Here is a 20,156-nt window from a genome sequence, read left to right as displayed (position 1 = left end):
TTTGTTGCGGCAGTTTGCCGAAGAAAGTTACGACGCAGCCCTTGATGCATCCGCCGACAGCCGCGCGAGCAGCGATCGCGCCGTATCCGAAGGTGACAGCGAATCCACGCTGACGACGGGATCGCTGCGCATCTCGTGCTTGCCGTTCGAGGTATGCCGCATCACCGCCGACAAGCGGCGCGCGATCATATGAGCGGTGCGGAAGTCGGTTTCGGCGAACACCACGATCACGGAGCCGTCTTTCTGGGCGGCACCGAAATCCATCTGTCGCATCAGGCGGCTCAGGATCCGCGCGGCGTCCAATTGCGCGCGAGGATTGCCGGGATCGAAGGCAAAGCGCGCCACTGACAGGCCGCCGCCGCGGCCAAGTGTCTGCTCGACCGCCCTGGAAAAATCGCGCGCGAAGGCTTCGACCGTCAGCAGGCCGCTGCGCGGGTCGAGCCAACCGCCGGCATCGATCGAGCGCAGGGTGCGGCTGAGTTGCGCTTCCATTGCGTGCTGGCGGATCAGGGGCAGCGCATTGGCGGCGACCTTCGAAGGCTCGCCCGAGATCAGCTCGAGATTGGGCAAATCATAGCTTTGTACGAGCTGGTGCGCGGTGACGACAACGGGCAGGTTGCGGAAGCGCGTATCTTCCGCGAGCACCGTGAGGAAGGCATCGGTGACGCGCGGGCTAAAACCTTCGGCGAGCACGACGCCGTCGATGTCGCGGGAGTTGAGATGCTTTGCCGCCGCCTCGATCGAGAGTGCGCCGATGACGCCCATGCGTTCGCCGAGCGCGACGGAGAGCGCGGGGTAAGCCGCGCCGCGGCCGACCAGGAGTACGGTGGCATCGCGCACGGGATCAGCGTCCGGCGGCGCGACCCTCAGCTCCGGCAGCCGGCGCAGCACCGTGGCATGCAGCGTGCGCACGCGCATCGCGGCGCGAAGCCGTGCGATCAGGGCGTCGGCATTGTCGCGTGAGGAGAAGGGCAGGGCATTGGGAGGCAGCGTACTCCGTGCATCGAGGGCGATCAGTGGCAGATAGAGCGGCTGATCCGCGATCTTCTTCGCAAGCAGCGCAATATGCGGTTCGTGCCCGCCATGCATCGCGGCAAGGACGGCCGCCGGCTGCATCTGCTCGACGGCGCGCGCGGCGCTGGCCCAATCGGTATCGACGACGGGAAAGAGTCGAGCCTCGTCCAGCGCCGCAATGAAGGCGGGGCGCTCGGCATTGGACACAAAAAGGATCGGGCCCGCCTGGGACATCACAAACTCTGATCACGCAATCGATGCTGCGCAATGTAGTTTGGCCGCCTTAATGCTGCGTCAACGAATGGGCCGAAACTGTGCTCAAGTCGGCCCGGAGCGGTCGCGAAAAGCTTCGACCATCAGGGGGTTAAGCCCGAGTTCACTGAGCGCTTCGCGGGCGCGGGCATTGTCCTGGGCCCGGCCAGCCAGCCGGTGCCCCGAGAGCCGGTCGGGCAGCGCGGTCAAGAGCGCGCCCTGGCCGAGCCGGCGTGCCCATTCCTGCAGGTCGTTGGAGAGGAAGCGGTAGCCGCCAACCGCCATGATGCCGGAGGGCGGCGCGGTGATGCAGATCGCGCCGCTGGCACGGTCGATCCGCGCGGCATAGCCGGTGTCGACATAGTCGCGCGGCGGTTGCGCAATCAGCGTATCGCCAACCGGCTGTGGCGGAGCGTAGGCCGCGATCGGCACCATCGGCCCGCGCAGCCCGAGCGTGCCCTTCGGCGTCAGCAGAATGTCGCCTGCAATCGAGGATCCGGACTGCTCGCGCGGGGCGCCATGCGGCCCGGGCATCACGGTCAGAGGCATGCCGTCCTCGCCGCGCCGGGCGCCGAACAATCCGGCCTCGCCGAACAGATAAACGTCGGTGAGCGGCGCATGCGGAGCGATCCATGCCTCGCTCGCCGCCACCTGCTCGGGCGCACGCCACAAACCGACGACGTTGCGCAAGGTCGGCATCCGCGCTGCAAGATCCGAATCGCCAAGCCGCAAGGCGAGCTGCGCCGGGGCGATCAGCACGTCGCATTCATGCGCGTTGATCTGCTGCTCCAGCACCTCGCTCTCGAAGGGATGATGCAGCGCCAGCGTGCCGCCGCAGAGCAGCCACACCGCAAGCGATGAGGCGAGGCCCGCGAACGACATCGGCGAGAACGCCGCCATCACGGTCGCGCCCTGCTTGATGTCGGCTTCGAGCGACATCGCGAGGCCGCCGGCGATCAGGCTGAAATGCGGCCGCGGCACCGGGCGAAAGCCCTCTGCCGTGACATCAAAGGAGATCATCGCCGCCTTGCGGCCGTCCTGGATCACGGCGCGCGTGGTACCGGGCGGGCGCGCCAGGACGTCGTCGAGCGAGGCCATGCCCTCGGGCAGGTCGGGGCCGAAACCGAACACGTGGCGGATCGAGAAGGCTTCCGCCGCGGCATGCATGGCGAGGTCGGAATAGCTGACGCCATCGAGCTTGCTCATGGTGACGATGGCGCGCGCCGCGGTGCGGTTGAGCGCGGCGGTCAGTTCCGCATGCCGCCAGAGCAGGGGCAGCACGGCGACGACGAGGCCGGCGCGGTGGGCGGCGAGCACCGTCAGCACGAACTCGACCGTGCTCGGCAACTGGATCGCGATGACGGAATTGGCGGGCAGGCCCGACTCGACGAAATGCGCCGACAGTGCCTCGATCGCCGTGTCGGCCTCGGCATAGGTCAGCCGCCGCGGCTGGTGTCCGGTGATGCGTGCCTTGTTGAGGGGATCGAACAAGGCGGGCGCATGCGGCTGCCGGGACAGCGTGCGCTGGAACAACGTGTCGAGCGTCGGCGATACGGCTGGCTGGTTCACGGCATCACTTCGCTGGAGACGGACCCTTCGACCACCAGGTCTCCGGCAGATACCCGGACAGCGCGGTGGTCGATGGTCGTTCTATCCGATTCCAGCGCGCGATCCATTGCTCGGAGACGTTAAACAGGGGGATTGTGTAGAAGCCTGCGATCAGGGCACGGTCGAGCGCCCGCACCGCCGAGACGAAGTCCGTATGATCACGGGCCTCCAAGAGGGCCGCGATCATGGCATCGACCGCGGGATCCCTGGCGCCCATGTAGTTGCGGGTACCCGGATTGTCCGCGGCTGCGCTGCCCCAATAGAAATATTGCTCGTTGCCGGGCGAGAGCGACTGGTCCCAGCGGTTCTGGATCATATCGAACTCGTAACCCAGCCGGCGCTGGTCGAACTGCACGGGATCGACCGATCGCACGCTCGGCTCGATGCCGGCGCGCTTGAGGTCGCGCTGGAACGCCAGCGCGATGCGCTCCTGGTCGCGGGTGGTCACCAATATCTCGAAAGTGAGGGGGGCTTTGGTCGCGCGGTTGCGCAGCACTGTGCCCTCGAGATCGTAGCCGGCCTCCGACAACAGCTTTAGCGCGGCGCGTAGCGTGGTGCGGTCGCGCCCTGAGCCGTCGGTGACGGGGAGGCGATAGCTGCCGTCCATGATGTCGGGCGGCATCCGCGCGGCAAAGGGTTTGAGCAGTTCGCGCTCGCTTGCATCCGCAGGCCGGCCGTAGGCTGACAGCTCCGAACCGGCGAAATAGCCGGCAACGCGCGAATAGAGTCCGAAGAAATAGCTGCGGTTGACCAGTTCGAAATCGAACAGCAGCGTCAGCGCCTGGCGCACGCGGATGTCGGCGAAGATCGGCCGCCGCGTGTTGAACACCAGGAATTCCGACGGCTGCGGTACGCCGGGCTTGATGGTGTCGCGGATCACATCGCCGCTCTTTGCCGCGGGAAAATCATAGCCGTCGTGCCATCGCAGCGGCTCGTTCTCGACACGGAAATCATAGAGGCCGCGCTTTAAGGCTTCAAACTGGCCGTTCGCCTCGCGAAAATAGTCGAGCCTGATCTCGTCGAAATTGTAGAGCCCGCGATTGACTGGGAGGTCGCGGCCCCAATAATCGGGATTGCGGGTCAGCGTGACGCTGGCGCCGGGCTTCACCACCGTGACCCGGTAGGGGCCCGAGCCGATCGGCCCGGTCAGCGTCGTCTCCTCGAACGTCGCGACGTCGACAGCATGTTTCGGCAGGATCGGCATCAGGCCGAGGATCAGTGGCAATTCGCGGTCATTGGCGCCCGCGAGGTCGAAGCGGACGGTGAGGGGATCTGGCGCGTCGGCCTTGACGACCTTGCCATAGTATTGCCGAAGGTTCGGGCGGCCGTGGTCGCGCAGAAGCTGCCAGGAAAACAGCACGTCCTCGGCGGTGACCTGCTTGCCGTCGGAGAAGCGGGCGCGGGGATCGAGGCGGAATGTGACATAACTCCGCTCGTCGTCAGTTTCGACGGTTCTGGCGAGGAGGCCATAGAGCGTGAACGGCTCATCCTGCCCGCGCGCAAGCAGGCTCTCGACCACGTAGCCCCGCATCTGCTGCACGGCCAATCCCCGCACAATGAAGGGATTGAGGCTGTCGAAGGTGCCGAGCAGCCCCCAGGTCAGCCGCCCGCCCTTGGGCGCTTCCGGATTGGCATAGGGCATGTGGGTGAAATCGGCCGCTAGTGCCGGCTTGCCGTGCATCGCGATGGCATGCGCTTCCTCGGCTCGCACGCCGCTTGCTGCGAGCCCGGCGGCCAGAGCAAAGGCGACGACGCAGAGGCGCACACCGGGGCCCTCGAGCAGGTGCTGGAACATGAACATTGGTACACGTTGATTCGAGGACAGCCGGGCCTCAATCTTATCACAGGGAATTTGATGGGGCGCTGGCGCCAGCGCGGTCAAACACGCTTGTCGGCATTGATCTTTTCGTCGACCGCGTTAAGAAGGCGGGCAATCGCGCACGAGCGCCGAGCCCGTCACTTATCCGCCTCAATTGACGGGGAGAGAGCCGCGCCTGGCGGCTCGGTTCGGCGCTTCGGAGCGGTTCGGGCGCTTCCCGTTCAGAAAGGGTTTTCCGCAATGAATTTCCGTTATTTGGCCGCGTCCGTCCGGCCGCGCGGGCGAGTACTCGCCCTGTTGACGGCGACGGCATTGGCCGTTCCGTTTGCCGCAGAAGCCCAGACCGCCGCTCCGGCCGCGCCCAAGACGGCTCCGAAGGCTGCGCCAAAGGCCGCCCCCAAAGCTCCGGCGCCCGCACCTGCGCCTCAGGCCCAGCAAGCGCCCGCGCAGGGCGCTCCGGCACAACCGGGCGCCCAGCCGGCGGATCAGCAGATCCAGCTGATCTACGCGCCCTGGACCAAGTTCTGCCTCAAGGGCCAGGACGCCAACGCCAAACAGGTCTGCTTCACCGGCAAGGATGGCCGCATCGAATCGGGCCAGCCGGTCATCGCGGCCGTGATCATCGAGCCGGAAGGCGAGCCCAAGAAGATCCTGCGCGTGACGCTGCCGCTCGGCATGCAGCTCGTGCACGGCACCCGCATCATCGTGGACAACAATCCGCCGTTGCAGAGCCCCTATGTGATCTGCTTCCAGAACGGCTGCATGTCCGACTACGAGGCGACGCCAGAGCTCATCAACAACATGAAGAAGGGCCAGAATCTCGTTGTTCAGGCGATCAACGCCAACGGCGCGCCGCTGACCCTGCCGCTGCCGCTCGCCGGCGAATTCCAGAAGGCCTATGACGGCCCGCCGACCGATCCGAAGGTGTTTGAGGAAACCCAGAAGAAGCTCCAGGAAGAGCTTCAGAAGAAGGCTGACGAGCAGCGCAAGAAGCTCGAGCAGAGCGGTGCTGCGCCTGGCGCGGCTCCGGCGGCACAGAAGTAAGCGGGCTCAAATCCGGACATGAAAAAGGCGCTCACCTCGAGCGCCTTTTTTGCTGGGCCGCTTGGTCGGGCGAAACTCAGTTCAGCGATGGATTGCGCGGGCGGTAGCCGCCGGTCTTGTCCTTGACGAAGATCTCGGCGACCTGGGAATGGCGGATCGGCTCGCCGGACTCGTCGGCCAACAGGTTCTGCTCGGAGACATAGGCGACGTATTCCGAGTCCGCGTTCTCCGCGAGCAGATGGTAGAACGGCTGATCCTTGTGAGGCCGCACCTCTTCAGGAATCGACTGCCACCATTCCTCGGTGTTGTTGAATTCCGGATCGATGTCGAAAATCACGCCCCGGAACGAGAAGATCCGGTGGCGAACGACCTGCCCGATCTGGAATTTGGCGGTCCGCGCTTTAATCATTCTCCGTCGATAGACCAGGATTGTGGCCGATGCTAGTGGCCTCATCTGGATTTAACCTGCCGGTAAGGGGCGGATAGCCCCCAAATCTTCAGAAAACACTTCATCAATGGTCAATATCCTCAATCTGGCGCTACCATATTTTGGCTTGATCTTCGTCGGTTTCGCCTGCGGCAAGGTCAAATCGCTGCCGGAATCGGGCCTCGCCTGGATGAACTTCTTCCTGCTCTACGTGTCGCTGCCGGCGTTGCTGTTCGCGATCATGTCGAAGACGCCGTTCTCGGAATTGAACAACCCGCCGTTCCTGGTTGCGACCACCTTGTCGACGGTTGCGGCCTTCACCATCGCGCTCGTCGTCGGCAAGATTCTGGGACGGCTGACGCTGCGCGAGGCGACGCTCGCGGGCCTGTCCGGCGGCTACGGCAACATCGGCTATATGGGACCGGGGCTGGCGCTTGCCGTGCTGGGACCGAAGGCGTCGGCGCCGACCGCGCTGATCTTCTGCTGTGACAGCATCTTCCTGTTCTCGATCGTGCCGCTGCTGATCGAACTCTCCGACCGGGACCATCCCTCGCTAATGCATGCCTTTGGCGTCGTGCTGAAGCAGATCGTTCTCAACCCGCTGATCATGTCGGCCTGCTTTGGCGCAGCGGTCGCGGCGCTGCATATCGAGCTGCCGGTCGCGCTCGATCGCACCATCACCTTTCTCCAGAACGCAGCCGCTCCGACGGCGCTGTTCGTGCTCGGCGTGACGGTGGCGCTCCGTCCGTTCGATCGCGTGCCCTGGGAGGTGCCGGGCGTGATCGCAGTCAAACTCCTGGTGCATCCGCTCGCGTCCTTCGCGTTGATGCTGGCGTTCGGACCGTTCGCGCAGCCCTGGGCCGCGACGGCAGTGCTGATGGCCTCGCTGCCGCCGGCGCTGAACGTGTTCGTCATCGCCCGGCAGAACGATGCCTGGATCGAATCCGCCTCCGTCGCGGTGCTGCTCGGGACGTTTGCGTCGGTGGTGACGCTGACCAGCGTGATGTGGCTGCTCCAGACCGGACGGCTGGTGTTTCCGTAAAACGTTATTTTCGCCAGGTCGGCGTCAGGCCTTCGCGCATCGCGAAGCGCCTGAGCGGGCCGATGGCGCCGAGCAGGTGCATCCCGACTGCGCGGACCGGCTGGAGCGGCAGGAAGTCGTTGAGCAACGAACGGTTGGCGATGTCGATCGCAAATGTCCGGCTCAGGATATCCGGCCGCCGCGCGCGGTCGTAGCGCTTGAGCACCTCGGGCACCCCGGGATCGTCGCCCGCCGCAATCGCTTGGCCAGCAAGCCTCGCAATATCGGCGGCATCCCTGAGGCCGAGATTGAGGCCCTGGGCGCCGATCGGAGGAACCACGTGGGCGGCTTCGCCGACCAGCGCGATGCGGTCGCGGCCAAAGGACTTTGGCCGCTCGATCGCCAACGGGAACAGGTTGCGGCCGGGCTCGACCGTCATGAGTCCCAAAATCGAATGCGCCTGCTTCTCGATCGCGGCGGACAGTTCGTCGTCGCTCAGGGCGCGAAGCCGCTCGGCTTCGGCGGGAGCTGCGACCCAGACGACGCTGGAGCGGTTGCCGGGCAAGGGCACGAACACGCAAGGGCCGTGCGGCGTATGGAACTCGGTCGAGACGTTGCGATGCGGCCGCGCATGGCTGACATTGAAGGTGAGCGCGGTCTGCGTCAGGTCGCGCCGTGTCACGGCGATCCCGGCCGCCTCTCGGCACAACGAATGCCGGCCGTCGGCGCCGACCACCAGCCGTGCCATCAAGAATTGCGCGGAGGCGGTGCGGAGCGCGACGTCGGCGGCTTCGACGACGACGCTCTCGGCCTCGTCATCGAAACGGACGAGATCGGGCAACTCGGCCGCGCGCGCTTCCAGCGCCAGCATCAGGGAGCGGTTGTCGATATTGTAGCCGAAGGCGTCCACGGCGATTTCGTGACAGGAGAAGCGGACCTCCGGCGCGCGGAACAGCCGGCCGGTATCGTCGACGAGCCGCATGATTTCGAGCGCGGCGGCCTTGTCCTTGCAGCGTGGCCAGACGTCGAGGCCGTCCAGCAGATCGACGGAGGCGCCGAGCAGCGCGGTGGTGCGGTTGTCGGCATAGGGTACGCGCCGTGCCACCAGCGCAGTTCGGGCACCCGCTTGCGCCAGTGCTATGGCCGCCGCAAGGCCTGCCGGTCCGCCGCCGATCACGGCTGCGTCAAAGAGTGTCGAGGCGTCTGTCATGGAACGACAATTGACATGCCCGGCGGCAAATTCAAGCCGAACTCTCGTCTCGGTCGTTCCGTGGCGCGCCTCTTGGCGCGAACCCGGAATCCATCGCGCCGCCGAGCTGGTTGTGAAATGGATTCCGGGCTCGACGCTTCGCGTTGCCCCGGAATGACGCAACCCGCCTTCCTGCTGATTTCCCTTGATTTTATGACGAATGTGCGACCGAGCGCCGCAATGGCGGATGTGCAAATCGTTCTCATTCTGATAGCACGAGCCATGGACAGCCAGGAGGAATCCCTGAAGCCGACGCCAGCGATCCGTGCCGCGGCCTTCTCGGTGCACATCTTCACCGCCTTCGGCGCGGCGATCGCGCTACTGGCGATGCTGGAGGCCGTGCGCGAGCATTGGGCGGCGATGTTTCAATGGCTGGGCGTAGCCCTGATCATCGATGCGATCGACGGTCCGATCGCGCGCCGGCTGAATGTCAAGGACGTGCAGCCGAACTGGTCAGGCGACGTGCTCGATCTCGTGGTGGACTTCGTCACCTATGTGTTCGTGCCGGCGTATGCCATCGTTGCGAGCGGCCTGTTGCTGCCGGTGGCAGCCCCATTGCTCGGCATCGCCATCATCGTCACCAGCGCACTCTATTTCGCCGATCTGCGCATGAAGGCCGACGACAATCATTTTCGCGGCTTTCCGGCGCTGTGGAATGCGGCTGCGTTCTACCTGTTCCTGCTGCATTGGCCGCCGCTGTGGTCGACGCTGCTGGTCGCAGCCCTGGTGGTGCTGACCTTCGTGCCGTTCCACGTCCTGCATCCGGTCCGTGTCGCGCGGCTGCGCTGGCTGACGATGTCGCTGATCGTGATCTGGGCGCTGCTCGGGCTGTATGCGCTGGAGATGGATTTTCACGTCGGCACTGGCGTGACCATCGCACTCTGCGCGATCGCGCTTTGGATCTGTCTCAGCGACGCCGTGATCCGGCTGGCAAGATCCTTCGCATGATGCATCTGTTGACCAGTCCCGAGGCCTGGGCCGCGCTGCTGACCCTGACCGCGCTCGAGATCGTGCTCGGCATCGACAACGTGATCTTCCTGTCGGTGATGGTGTCGCGCATTCCCGAGAAGCAGGCGCTGCGCGCCCGCCAGATCGGACTGGCGCTGGCGCTGGTGTTCCGGATCATCCTGCTGAGCCTGCTGGTCTGGCTGATCGGCCTGACCGCGCCGGTGTTTTCGCTTTCGGGTTACGACTTCTCCTGGCGCGACCTCATCCTGATCGGCGGCGGCCTGTTCCTGATCGCAAAGGCGACCCACGAGATTCATGCGGAAGTCGACGCGGACAACGCGGACGGCGAGGGCGCCTCCGGCCGTAACGCTTTCGTCTGGGTGATCGCCCAGATCGTCGTCATCGACATTGTGTTCTCGCTGGACTCGATCATCACCGCGATCGGCATGGCGCAGGACATCGAGATCATGATCGCGGCCGTCGTGATCGCCTGCCTGATCATGTACATTTCCTCGGGTCCCGTGGCGCGATTCGTCGCGGAGCATCCGACCACCAAAATGCTCGCGCTGGCATTTCTGGTGCTGATCGGCGTGGCGCTGGTTGCGGACGGATTCAAATTCCACATCCCGCGCGGCTACATCTATTTCGCAATTGCGTTCTCGGCGGCGGTCGAGTTCTTCAACGTGCTCGCGAAGCGCAACCGCAAGAAGACCGGCAAGCCGTCGGTCAAGCGTTCCGGTTAGCGTCGAGTTGACAAGACGGGCGCGATGTCTTTCGCTGATCCGCAACAAGACCGAGAGCAAGACGAGGAGCTCAGGCGATGACCAAAGCCGTCCGTGTGCACAAGGTCGGAGGCCCCGAAGCGCTGGTCTATGAAAGCGTCGAGGTGCCGGCGCCTGCGACCGGCGAGGTGCGCATCCGCCAGCATGCGGTCGGGCTGAATTTCATCGACGTTTATTACCGCACCGGCCTCTACAAGGCGCCGGGGCTGCCCTTCATCGCCGGCAACGAGGCCGCGGGCGAAGTTGTCGCGGTTGGACCGGGCGTGACGAATTTCCACCCCGGCGACCGCGTCGCCTACTACCACAATCTCGGCGCCTATACCGGCGAGCGCAACATTCCCTGGGAGAAGCTGGTCAAGCTGCCCGACCACATCACCTACGAGCAGGGCGCCGTGCTGATGCTCAAAGGGCTGACGGTCTGGTATCTCCTGCACAAGACCTTCAAGGTCGAGCCGCATCATCGCGTGCTGATCCACGCCGCGGCCGGCGGCATCGGCCTGCTTGCATGTCAGTGGGCGAGGGCGCTCGGGGCTCACGTCATCGGCACCGTCGGCTCGCGCGCCAAAGCGGAGATCGCCGAGGCCAATGGCTGCGACCACGTCATCCTCTACAACGAGGAGGATTTCGTCGCGCGGGTCAAACAGATCAGCCGCAGCGAGGGCTGCGATGTCGTCTATGACGGCGTCGGCAAGGCGACATTCCCGGGCTCGCTGTCCTGCCTGAAGCCGCGCGGCATGTTCGTTTCTTTCGGCAACGCATCGGGTCCCGTTCCGCCGTTCTCGATCGCCGAGCTCAACAATCACGGCTCGCTGTTTGCGACGCGGCCGAAACTCAACGACTACATCGGCAAGCGTTCGGAGCTCTTGGAAGGTGCCGACACGCTGTTCGCCGCGGTCATCAGCGGCAAGCTGCACGTGCCGATCAACCACGCCTACGCGCTGAAAGATGCCGCGAAGGCCCACGTCGATCTCGAAAGCCGCAAGACCACGGGCGCATCGATCCTGAAGCCCTGAATGCCGTTCGCGGCAAAATCTCGGTACACTATCGGACAGATCGCGCCTTAAGGCCGATTGCTTCGCCGCTTGCTGCACATCAAGTTCTTAGAGTCGCCACGATTCGATCGTGATTGCGGCAGGGGACGGCTGATGGTTGGACCGTGGGGGCGGGATGTCGAAAACGGAAAAGCTGGAATTCAAATATCCGCAGACGCATTGCGAGTCTTGTGAGATGAGGACGCCGCATTTACACGAACGACGTGCAGTTGCCGGCCGCATGGTGGTGCGGTCCGTTTGCCTTGCGTGCAACTCCGAGAGACCCAGAGGAGGCGATGCAGGTTCGACCTGCAGCCACGACCGGTAAGCAGCGGTGTCCTTGCCGGCGATCGTCCGTCACCAAACGCCGTGACTCGTGCTTTGCAATGGCAGATCCGTATGTTTCTGACGAGCTTCGCAGCTTCATCTTGAAGCGGATCGATTCCGTGGTCCAAATCGAGGCTCTTCTTCTCATTCGATCCGGCGCCCAGTCTCACTGGAACGCGACCGGGCTGGCGAAGCGCCTCTACATCGCCGAATCGGAAGCGGCCGAAGCACTGAACCGACTTTGCGCGACCGAGCTTCTCATCTGCGTCGACGGAAACTACAGCGTCGACGGAATACCGCCGCAGAATCTCGAGTTGCTGGAAGAGTTGCTGGGGGCATACTCGCGTCACCTCATTCCGGTGACTAACATCGTTCACTCGAAATCTCGCCGGATCGGCTCATTTGCCGATGCCTTTAAATTCCGAAAGGGTTCGTGAAGATGTCCCCTTTCATCTACGGTCTTTGTGCTGCGACATCAGCGGTCTGCGCAGGCATGCTGCTTGGCGCGTATCGGCGGGAGAAGTACAGCCTGTTGCTCTGGAGTGGCCTCTGCTTCGTGGGGCTGACCCTGAACAATGTCGTGCTCGTCATCGACAAGATCGTGCTGCCCGACGTCGACCTGTCGCTTTGGCGGCTGCTGATCGCGCTGGTTGCAATGGTGACTCTCCTTTACGGATTGATCTGGGACGCCGAATGATGGGGACCAATCTTACGGCGCTTTTATCAGGCGCGGTGGCGATGGCGTCATTCGCTGCGACGCTGTTCTTCCTCAAGTTCTGGCGCCAGACCTCGGACACCTTCTTCCTGCTGTTCGGGCTTGCTTTTGCGATCGACGCAGTCACGCGTTTTACGCTTGGGCTGACGCATATCTCCAATGAATTGGAGCCGGCCTTCTACTGCTTGAGGCTGGCGATGTTTGCTCTGATCATCGCCGCAATTGCAACGAAGAACCGGGGGCGCTGACGCCCCCTATGGAGTGCATCTGGCCACAGAGAAACTGGCCATCTTCGAAGGATAACTTGGTGCCAATCAGATTTCGGGATTTCTTTCGCTTTGGGGTGTTCGGTCTCGCTGTTGCGTTCATCGTCGCGTTCGGCATTTCGCCGTTCACGGGCGGAATCGTCGAGCAATGGTCCCGAAGTGACGTAGAGACCCGATCGAGGCTTGTCTTCAATGCGATCCAACCATTTCTCAACCGCGACGTCGAAGATCAATCCTGGGATCGGCTAGCCGATCTCTTCAAGCGGGTTGCGCTGGACAAGAAGATCCTGGCCGTCGGGTTCTGTAATCAGGCCGGCGAGTTGGTCGCGCCGACCCCGGAAATGCCGGCGAGCTTCAACTGCGAGAAGATCGCGCGGTCTGAAAACGAGAGCTTCGCAAATATTGCGAGCGCCGGCACGCGCATTCTGGTCGCCGCATTCCCGGTGATCACCACCAAGGGTCGGTCGTATCTCGTGATCCTGACCGACTTGAGCTTTGCGAGCGCGCGGTCAAGCCAGGTGCTGGCCTATCTGTTGGCTTCCCTGGCTGGCGTCGTGCTGGTGCTGACTGTGGGTACCATCATCTTCGCACTCCTGATGCTGCGGAACTGGATGAATTCGCTCAGGCGTGCGGTTGACGAGGTCCGGAAGGGCACCCCCGGCGCGCATCTTCCGGCGAGCGGGTCGGCGATGGACCGCGAAATTCACAAGCTGCTGCGGCAGACTGAACAGTTCAATCTCACCAAACAGATCGACTGGACCCCGACGGCGCTTCAGGAAGTGCTCCATGGCGTACTACCGGGTGCGGAAGTGCTGGTCGTCTCCAACCGCGAGCCGTACATCCACAACAGATCGAACGGCGGGATCGTCGTGCAGAGACCGGCGAGCGGTCTTGTCTCCGCGCTGGAGCCAATCATGCGCGCCTGCGGGGGCACCTGGATCGCGCATGGCAGCGGAAGCGCGGATCGCGACACGGTCGATGAGAATGACAGGATCCGGGTTCCAGAAGGGGCGCCTGCATATGCACTACGGCGCGTCTGGCTCTCCGAAGATGAGCAGGATGGCTATTACTACGGCTTTGCCAATGAGGGGCTCTGGCCGCTGTGTCACATCGTCTTCGTACGCCCGGCTTTCCGGATCGGTGACTGGCGGATGTATCGGGAAATCAACCAGCGCTTCGCGGATGCGGTGGTGGCGGAGGCGCGCACCGAAGACCCTGTCGTCCTCGTTCAGGACTACCACTTTGCCCTGGCACCAAAGATGATTCGACAGCGCTTGCCGAAAGCGACGATCATCTCGTTCTGGCACATCCCGTGGCCGAACGCAGAGACCTTCAGTATCTGCCCCTGGAAGGAGGAGATCATCGAGGGAATGCTCGGAAGCACCATCCTCGGATTTCACACCCAGTTCCACTGCAACAATTTCGTCGAGTGCGTCGACAGGTTCGTCGAGAGCCGGATCGACCGCGAGGTGCAGGCCGTCAGTCTAGCGGGCCACGAGACGAAAATCCGCGCCTATCCGATCTCGATCGAATGGCCTCCCAGCGCCCTCCAGACGGTGCCCGCGGGTGAAAAGTGCCGCGCCGAGGTCTTTGCCCACTTTGAACTCGCGGCCGGGACGAAGCTGATCGTCGGAGTGGAGCGGTTCGACTACACGAAGGGAATCCTCGACCGCATGCGGGCGGTGGCTGCGCTGTTGACCCGCAATCCGTCCTGGAAGGGACGGCTCGTCTTCATTCAAGTCGCGGCTCCGACGCGGAGCAAGCTCGACGCTTATTCGAAGTTGCAGTCAGAGGCGGAGGCGCTCGCAGCACAGATCAACGGGCAATATTTGGACGAACAGGCGCCGATCAGGCTGATTGCACGGCACTACGAACCGACTGACGTGTTCAAGCTGTTTCGTGCGGCCGACGTGTGTGTCGTGAGCAGCCTCCACGACGGGATGAATCTCGTCGCCAAGGAATTTGTCAGTTCGCGCGAAGACAATGCAGGCGTGCTCGTGTTGTCGAGCTTCACGGGTGCCTCGCGTGAAATGTCGGAAGCGCTGATCGTCAATCCTTACGACACGGAGGAAATGGCGGCCGCGTTCGAGATTGCGATGACGATGCCGGTCGATGAGCAGGTCGAACGCATGAAGCTGATGCGCCAGCAAGTGAAGGAGAACAACGTTTATCGCTGGGCCGGAGCCATCCTGATGGACGCAGCGCGGAGCCGAACGCGCGAACGGATTCTCGGTTTGACGGAGACCAGCGGGCGGACACGCTCGAGCAGCGGTGCTGCTGGCGGTTAGAGCGAACACAAGACAAATGCCGTCGCTTGACAAACCACCTGTTCGCGGGGCTGCCCAAGCAGGCTGGGATCACCGATCGAAGACCAAAACATGACTCGACCCCACGACTGCGTTAATATGTCACGATACGGCGCCTTGCTCTGGAGCTAATTTCGCACTGCACTCGGTCGTTCGCATTTGTGGGCGCGTGAACCCCGGCGGCTCGTAAGGAAGGCGATGCTTGATCCCGCGGTATTCGATCCGACTCAGCACTTCGACAAGGCGCCGTCGTCCGTCCAGAATGCAATTCTTGCGACGCTGCCGGAAGCCGAGTTCGGTCTCTTTCGACCGCACCTGAAGCCCGTTCCGCTCAAGAGGAATGAGATTCTCCAGGAGGCGCTGCGTTACCCCGATGCGGCTTACTTTATCGAGTCCGGTGTGGTTTCGCGGGTCGTTCGGACGGTCAGGGATGGTCCGGTCGAAGTGGCGGTGGTCGGCAAGTTCGGGTTTGTGGGGGTGTCGCTGGTTCTCGGAACGATGCAAACGATCCAGCGAAGCGTGGTGCGGGTGCCGGGAAGCGCACTACGCATCGAAGCCGATGCGTTCCGGGATGTCCTGCAGCGGAGCCCGACGATCAGGGAACACCTGCTCAGATACGTCCAGGTTCTGATGGCGCTCAATATGCAGATGGCGCTTTGCAATGGCAGGCATGAAATCGGTGAACGCGTCGCCCGATGGCTTCTGCTGGCCCAAGATCGCATCGGAAGCGACCGCGTACCTGTTACGCATAGTATGATCGCCTCAGCTCTGGGCGTGAGGCGTCCGGGAGTCTCGAAGGCGCTTTCGGAGCTCGATGCAAAGCGCGTCATCGACGGTTCGCGCGGAGCCATTCGAATCCGCGATCTGGAAGGGCTGCGGCGGAATTCCTGCGAATGCGAAAGGATTCTGAGGGATCGGTTTCGCCTCATTCGCGATATGCCTCATCATCACCATCGCTTTGGGTAGGGAAACGACCCGGCGCAGGGCGGGCCGTCGTGGGGAAAGCCGTCACGACAGGCCGCCTCGAGCTTGCCCGGTGCAGCTACGCCACGCGCCTCGCCGCACCCGCCTTGGTCAAGATCCCGTCCAGACAATCGATCATCTCCGCGATCTCTCCCTTCGTGACATTCAGCGCCGGCATGAAGCGCAACGCGTCGACCTGCGGTGCGTTGAGGAGCACGCCGGCCTCGAACGCCTGTGCGACAATGCCAGGTGCGATCGGCAGCCTCAGGTCGAGCGCGAGCAAGAGGCCGCGGCCGCGCACCTCACCGAGCCCGTGCCGGGCCGAGACCTTCTGGAGCTCGCTTTCGAGCAGCAGGCCGGTCTCGGTGACCGACTTCAGGAAGTCGGGCTTGCTGACCTGTTCCAGGACGGCAAGGCCGGCCGCGCACATGATCGGGTTGCCGTTGAACGTGCCGCCCTGGTCGCCGTGCTCGAAGCAGGACGCGCGTTCGGTCGCAAGCAGGGCTGCCAGCGGCACGCCGCCGCCGATGCCCTTGCCGAGCGTCATGATGTCAGGCGCAATCCCGGTGTGCTCATAGTGGAAGAGCTTTCCGGTCCGGCCCATGCCGGTCTGGATCTCGTCGAAGATCAGCAGCAGGCCGTGCGCTTCCGTGAGCGCGCGCAGATCCTTCAGGAACTGGTCGCTCGCCGGCCACACACCGGACTCGCCCTGGATCGGCTCGAGCATCACTGCAACCGTGTTGTCGTTGATGAGCTGTTCGACCGAGGCGATGTCGTTCAGCTTGGCCTTCTTGAAGCCGGCAATCTTCGGCTCGAACAGCGGCTCAAAGGCTTTCTTGCCCGAGGCCGACATCGTGGCCAGCGTCCGGCCGTGAAAGCCGCCCTCGAAGCTGATGATCTCGAACGCGCCGTTCCTGTGCAGGCTGCCATATTTGCGCGCGAGCTTGATCGCGCCCTCATTGGCCTCCGCGCCGGAATTGGCAAAGAACACCTGGTCGAAGGCACTGTTGGCGACCAGCGCCTGCGCAAGCTTGAGACTCGGCTCGTTGTAGAAGGCCGGGCTCGGTGTCAGCAGCCGCTTGGCCTGTGCTGTCAGCGCGTCGGCGATGGCGGGCGGCGAATGCCCGAGACAATTGACGGCCCAGCCCTGCACGAAATCGAGATAGCGCTTGCGGCTGTCGTCCCAGAGGTAGGAGCCGGCGCCGCGAACGAACACGGCCTTGGGCCGTGCTGTGATGTCCATCAGCGCATCATACGGATGGGTGGCGTTGGGCATGTCGAACTCCTCTGGAGCGGGGTGAAAAATGAACGCGAAATGCAAGAAGGCCGCACTTGGGGGTGCGGCCTTCTCGAAAACTCTGCTGAATTCAGTGCTTCAGCGGCGTCGTCGGACATGGCGCAACCCATCATCGTCGCGGGAGCGACGACGCATGGCTTGGCGCAGGTGGGTCCGGGAAGAGATCATGGGGCGGGTCCGTACAGCCGAATGGCGGGGCTTGTCAAGCAGGCGTTTTCTAAAACACGCTCCGGGTGCATCCGTCTGGTCCAGCGACTTGCTCATGGCATGCCGTAATGCGCGACCGTAGTCGGCAATCGCTGCATCGAGATTGCTGAGCTTGAGGTAGGTGAGGGCGCGGCTATCAAGCGTATAAGGATCGTTCTCGCGCATCTTGAGCGACTGCTCGCGATCAGTTAGCAGAGCCCGGCCCGCATATTGATCTTGTGATTGTATGTCATTGATTGCTACGCCGAAACTATCAAGCCTCTGGCGAGTTTGTGATCAGACCGCGCGAATTGGTTCGAACCGGACGCACGAGCGGCGAGACCAAGAGGGGCGGGATCAACCAGACAGTTTTTGCCTTGTCCGATAAGCCTTACCCGATCGATCTCGACAGCATTCGCGGCGCGTTCCCGCCGGGCATCGAAGCGCCACCCCTGTTGCTTGATTTTGCCGGTTGGCTGAACGGGCGTCCCTGGGGCAGCGTCGGCTGCTTTTCGCTGCAAGGCCAGTTCTCCGATCAGGCCCCGATCTTCGACGGCAGTTCGTTGCGGGACCGCTTCGCGCTGTTCATGCGCTTGCCGGACGGTTCGGCCGTCGGTGGTTGGTACGGCGCCGGTCTCGACCGCGACGACCCGCCGATGGTGGGGCTGGGGTCGGAGGGCGACTATCAGCTGCTGGCGCCGACGCTGGACGGTCTGCTCGCGAAGCTGACCGCGCAGCAATTCGACAAGGCCTGGCACGATCTGCTGCCGGATGACGAGGTCGAGTGTCAGACCGACGAGCTTGCGCAGTGGCTCGCCGGACGGCCGCCCGGCGAAAGGATGGCGCCCGAGGAGCAATCGTCGGAGCTGCCCGACTTCCGCGGCTTCGTCGAGAAGTGGAGCCGCGAGCGCGAGGACTACTGGGCTAATCACCGGATGATGGCCGAGCTCGGCTGGCGGCTTGCGGCGCATCTGCCCAAGGGCAAGAAGGCCTCGGATAAGACCCGCTTCGAAGTCGCGATCGTGGGCAAGCAATACCAGGCGCGGATTCTCAAGCAGGGACCGCAGCCGTTCGAGGAAGCCGCCTCGATCGAATCGCTGTTGCGCGAATTGCGCGAGGAGATGCGCCGGGCACAGCCCGAACTCGGGCTGTGGTACGCGATGAGTTTTGGGCTTTATGCCGACGGCCGGGTCATGCCGCGGTTCGACTACGACGCGCGCCCGGCTATCGACGGCGAGTCGGCACTGCTCTCCGAAGCCAGGGCCGATCTCGCCCGCGCGCCAAGGCCGGAGCGCTGGGTGCCGAATTGGCTAGGCTAACAGAGCTGTAGCCCCAAGCGACGATGCGCTCCCTCGCCCGCTTGCGGGAGAGGGATGGGGAGAGGGTGCTTCCGCAGAGAGACTCCCAATGAGGAGAAAGCCCTCACCCGCGCCTTCGGCGCGACCTCTCCCGCAAGCGGGAGAGGTCGCAGCGACTGCGTGGCTGCACCAATCCTAACAGCGGAAGATCAAAACCCCGCGACGCTGCCGTGCAGGTCGTATTGGTCGGCGCGCTCGATCTTCGCCGTGACGATCTCGCCGACGCGCAACGGGCGGCGGCTGGTGAGGTAGACCGCGCCGTCGATCTCCGGCGCATCGGCCTTGGAGCGGCCTTTGGCGACGGTCGGGCCGACCTCGTCGATGATGATCTGCTGCCGCGTGCCGACCTTGCGCTTCAGCCTGCGCGCCGAGATCTTCTGCTGGCGCGCCATGAGTGCGTTATAGCGCTCCTGCTTGATCTCGGCGGGGACGGGATTTGCGATCGCGTTCGACGTGGCGCCGGCGACCGGCTCGTATTTGAAGCAGCCGAGGCGATCGATCTCGGCTTCATCGAGCCAGTCGAGCAGATAGGCGAAGTCGGCATCGGTCTCGCCCGGGAAGCCGACGATGAAGGTCGAGCGCAAGGTGAGATCAGGACATTCCTCGCGCCAGCGCTTGATCCGCGCCAGCGTCTTGTCCTGCGCCGCCGGGCGCTTCATCGCCTTCAACACCTCGGGGCTCGCGTGCTGAAACGGGATGTCGAGATAGGGCAGCACCTTGCCTTGGATCATCAGCGCGATGACTTCGTCGACATGCGGATAGGGGTAAACATACTGCAGCCGGATCCAGGCCCCGAGCTCGCCGAGCTCGCGGGCGAGATCGAGAAATCTGGCGCGGACCTGGCGGTCCTTCCACGGGCTCTCGGCATATTTGAGATCGACACCGTAGGCCGAGGTGTCCTGCGAGATCACCAGCAGCTCCTTGACCCCGGCATCGACCAGGCGCTCGGCTTCGCGCAGCACGTCATTGGCTGGGCGCGAGACGAGGTCGCCACGCAGTTTCGGGATGATGCAGAAGGTGCAGCGATTGTTGCAGCCTTCCGAGATCTTCAGATAGGCGTAGTGACGCGGCGTCAGCTTGATGCCTTGCGGCGGCACCAGATCGAGATGCGGATTGTGCGCCGGCGGCAGCGCGCGGTGCACGGCATCCAGCACGCTCTCATATTGCTGCGGGCCGGTGATGGAGAGGACGCCGGGATAGGCCTGCTCGATCTGCTCCGGCTCGGCGCCCATGCAGCCGGTCACGATCACCTTGCCGTTCTCGGCCATGGCCTCGCCGATCGCCGAGAGCGATTCCTGCTTGGCGCTGTCGAGGAAGCCGCAGGTGTTGACGATGACGATGTCGGCCCCGTCATGCTTGCGGGCGAGCTCGTAGCCCTCGGCGCGCAGGCGCGTGATGATGCGTTCGGAATCCACCAATGCCTTGGGACACCCGAGCGACACGAAGCTGACCTTGGGCGCAGCCGTCTGTTCCATATCCGGAGATCTGCCTGATTGATCGGCAGGAGCTAGTCCTAATTGCCACTAATTACAACCCTTTGCAG

General features: G+C 63.6%; 20 protein-coding genes. 11 read left to right on the top strand and 9 right to left on the bottom strand.

Going from position 1 to position 20,156, the window contains the following annotated elements:
- Positions 1-27: 27 nt before the first annotated feature.
- The 3 genes from AC0L2O_RS21540 to AC0L2O_RS21530 all read right to left on the bottom strand — a co-directional run bounded on the left by AC0L2O_RS21540 (position 28) and on the right by AC0L2O_RS21530 (position 4,675).
- The gene (locus AC0L2O_RS21540; protein ID WP_473371102.1) at positions 28-1,248 is read right to left on the bottom strand and encodes a GGDEF domain-containing protein; all 1,221 of its coding nucleotides are present in this window, start codon (positions 1,246-1,248) and stop codon (positions 28-30) included.
- Positions 1,249-1,332: 84 nt separating this feature from the next.
- Positions 1,333-2,835 (bottom strand): AMP-binding protein, encoded by a 1,503-nt coding sequence (locus tag AC0L2O_RS21535; RefSeq protein WP_369723624.1) that lies wholly within the window; start codon positions 2,833-2,835, stop codon positions 1,333-1,335.
- 4 nt (positions 2,836-2,839) lie between these two features.
- Complete coding sequence (locus tag AC0L2O_RS21530; RefSeq protein ID WP_473371101.1) at positions 2,840-4,675, bottom strand: extracellular solute-binding protein; 1,836 nt, start codon at positions 4,673-4,675, stop codon at positions 2,840-2,842.
- Positions 4,676-4,933: 258 nt separating this feature from the next.
- Here AC0L2O_RS21530 and AC0L2O_RS21525 point away from each other — a divergent pair, with 258 nt between their 5' ends.
- Complete coding sequence (locus tag AC0L2O_RS21525; protein WP_369723622.1) at positions 4,934-5,737, top strand: invasion associated locus B family protein; 804 nt, start codon at positions 4,934-4,936, stop codon at positions 5,735-5,737.
- A gap of 76 nt (positions 5,738-5,813) precedes the next feature.
- On the opposite strand, the gene hspQ is transcribed toward AC0L2O_RS21525, so the two are convergent.
- Positions 5,814-6,146 (bottom strand): heat shock protein HspQ, encoded by a 333-nt coding sequence (hspQ, locus tag AC0L2O_RS21520; RefSeq protein WP_369723621.1) that lies wholly within the window; start codon positions 6,144-6,146, stop codon positions 5,814-5,816.
- A gap of 106 nt (positions 6,147-6,252) precedes the next feature.
- On the opposite strand from hspQ, the gene AC0L2O_RS21515 reads away from it, so the two are divergent.
- Positions 6,253-7,206 (top strand): AEC family transporter, encoded by a 954-nt coding sequence (locus AC0L2O_RS21515; protein ID WP_473371100.1) that lies wholly within the window; start codon positions 6,253-6,255, stop codon positions 7,204-7,206.
- 4 nt (positions 7,207-7,210) lie between these two features.
- On the opposite strand, the gene AC0L2O_RS21510 is transcribed toward AC0L2O_RS21515, so the two are convergent.
- Complete coding sequence (locus AC0L2O_RS21510) at positions 7,211-8,395, bottom strand: UbiH/UbiF family hydroxylase (protein ID WP_473371099.1); 1,185 nt, start codon at positions 8,393-8,395, stop codon at positions 7,211-7,213.
- 219 nt (positions 8,396-8,614) lie between these two features.
- On the opposite strand from AC0L2O_RS21510, the gene pcsA reads away from it, so the two are divergent.
- The 6 genes from pcsA to AC0L2O_RS21480 all read left to right on the top strand — a co-directional run bounded on the left by pcsA (position 8,615) and on the right by AC0L2O_RS21480 (position 12,485).
- Positions 8,615-9,382, top strand: a complete 768-nt coding sequence (gene pcsA / locus AC0L2O_RS21505; protein WP_369723618.1) for a phosphatidylcholine synthase — start codon at positions 8,615-8,617, stop codon at positions 9,380-9,382.
- Complete coding sequence (locus AC0L2O_RS21500) at positions 9,379-10,125, top strand: TerC family protein (protein ID WP_369723617.1); 747 nt, start codon at positions 9,379-9,381, stop codon at positions 10,123-10,125. The genes pcsA and AC0L2O_RS21500 overlap by 4 nt, the downstream gene beginning before the upstream one ends.
- Positions 10,126-10,202: 77 nt before the next feature.
- A complete protein-coding gene (locus AC0L2O_RS21495; protein WP_473371098.1) occupies positions 10,203-11,177 on the top strand; it encodes a quinone oxidoreductase family protein in 975 nt (324 codons plus the stop codon).
- Positions 11,178-11,581: 404 nt separating this feature from the next.
- Positions 11,582-11,959, top strand: coding sequence for a hypothetical protein (locus AC0L2O_RS21490; RefSeq protein WP_369723615.1), 378 nt, complete (start codon positions 11,582-11,584; stop codon positions 11,957-11,959).
- 2 nt (positions 11,960-11,961) lie between these two features.
- On the top strand, positions 11,962-12,219 hold the full coding sequence (locus AC0L2O_RS21485; RefSeq protein ID WP_369726759.1) for a DUF5985 family protein: 258 nt from the start codon (positions 11,962-11,964) through the stop codon (positions 12,217-12,219).
- Positions 12,216-12,485 (top strand): DUF5985 family protein, encoded by a 270-nt coding sequence (locus tag AC0L2O_RS21480; protein WP_473371097.1) that lies wholly within the window; start codon positions 12,216-12,218, stop codon positions 12,483-12,485. Before AC0L2O_RS21485 ends, AC0L2O_RS21480 begins: the two co-directional genes overlap by 4 nt.
- 325 nt (positions 12,486-12,810) lie before the next feature.
- On the opposite strand, the gene AC0L2O_RS21475 is transcribed toward AC0L2O_RS21480, so the two are convergent.
- Positions 12,811-12,960 (bottom strand): hypothetical protein, encoded by a 150-nt coding sequence (locus AC0L2O_RS21475; protein WP_369723613.1) that lies wholly within the window; start codon positions 12,958-12,960, stop codon positions 12,811-12,813.
- A gap of 61 nt (positions 12,961-13,021) precedes the next feature.
- On the opposite strand from AC0L2O_RS21475, the gene AC0L2O_RS21470 reads away from it, so the two are divergent.
- Both AC0L2O_RS21470 and AC0L2O_RS21465 read left to right on the top strand, forming a co-directional pair.
- On the top strand, positions 13,022-14,791 hold the full coding sequence (locus tag AC0L2O_RS21470; RefSeq protein WP_473371096.1) for an alpha,alpha-trehalose-phosphate synthase (UDP-forming): 1,770 nt from the start codon (positions 13,022-13,024) through the stop codon (positions 14,789-14,791).
- 216 nt (positions 14,792-15,007) lie between these two features.
- A complete protein-coding gene (locus tag AC0L2O_RS21465) occupies positions 15,008-15,775 on the top strand; it encodes a Crp/Fnr family transcriptional regulator (protein ID WP_369723611.1) in 768 nt (255 codons plus the stop codon).
- A 76-nt stretch (positions 15,776-15,851) separates the two neighbouring features.
- On the opposite strand, the gene AC0L2O_RS21460 is transcribed toward AC0L2O_RS21465, so the two are convergent.
- Positions 15,852-17,048 carry an acetylornithine transaminase gene (locus AC0L2O_RS21460; RefSeq protein ID WP_473371095.1) on the bottom strand — a complete coding sequence of 399 codons (1,197 nt, stop codon included), beginning with the start codon at positions 17,046-17,048 and terminating at the stop codon, positions 15,852-15,854.
- A gap of 99 nt (positions 17,049-17,147) precedes the next feature.
- Positions 17,148-17,441 carry a tetratricopeptide repeat protein gene (locus tag AC0L2O_RS21455; protein WP_473371094.1) on the bottom strand — a complete coding sequence of 98 codons (294 nt, stop codon included), beginning with the start codon at positions 17,439-17,441 and terminating at the stop codon, positions 17,148-17,150.
- Positions 17,442-17,632: 191 nt separating this feature from the next.
- On the opposite strand from AC0L2O_RS21455, the gene AC0L2O_RS21450 reads away from it, so the two are divergent.
- A complete protein-coding gene (locus AC0L2O_RS21450) occupies positions 17,633-18,574 on the top strand; it encodes a hypothetical protein (RefSeq protein ID WP_473371093.1) in 942 nt (313 codons plus the stop codon).
- 188 nt (positions 18,575-18,762) lie between these two features.
- Here AC0L2O_RS21450 and rimO read toward each other — a convergent pair whose 3' ends face one another.
- Positions 18,763-20,088: a 30S ribosomal protein S12 methylthiotransferase RimO gene (rimO, locus tag AC0L2O_RS21445; RefSeq protein WP_473371092.1), complete on the bottom strand. Its 1,326-nt coding sequence runs from the start codon at positions 20,086-20,088 to the stop codon at positions 18,763-18,765.
- Between the last annotated feature and the right edge of the window lie 68 nt (positions 20,089-20,156).

The sequence above is a fragment of the Bradyrhizobium sp. Kon10 genome (genome assembly GCF_055807395.1).
This window is presented reverse-complemented; position numbering and strand designations above follow the sequence as displayed.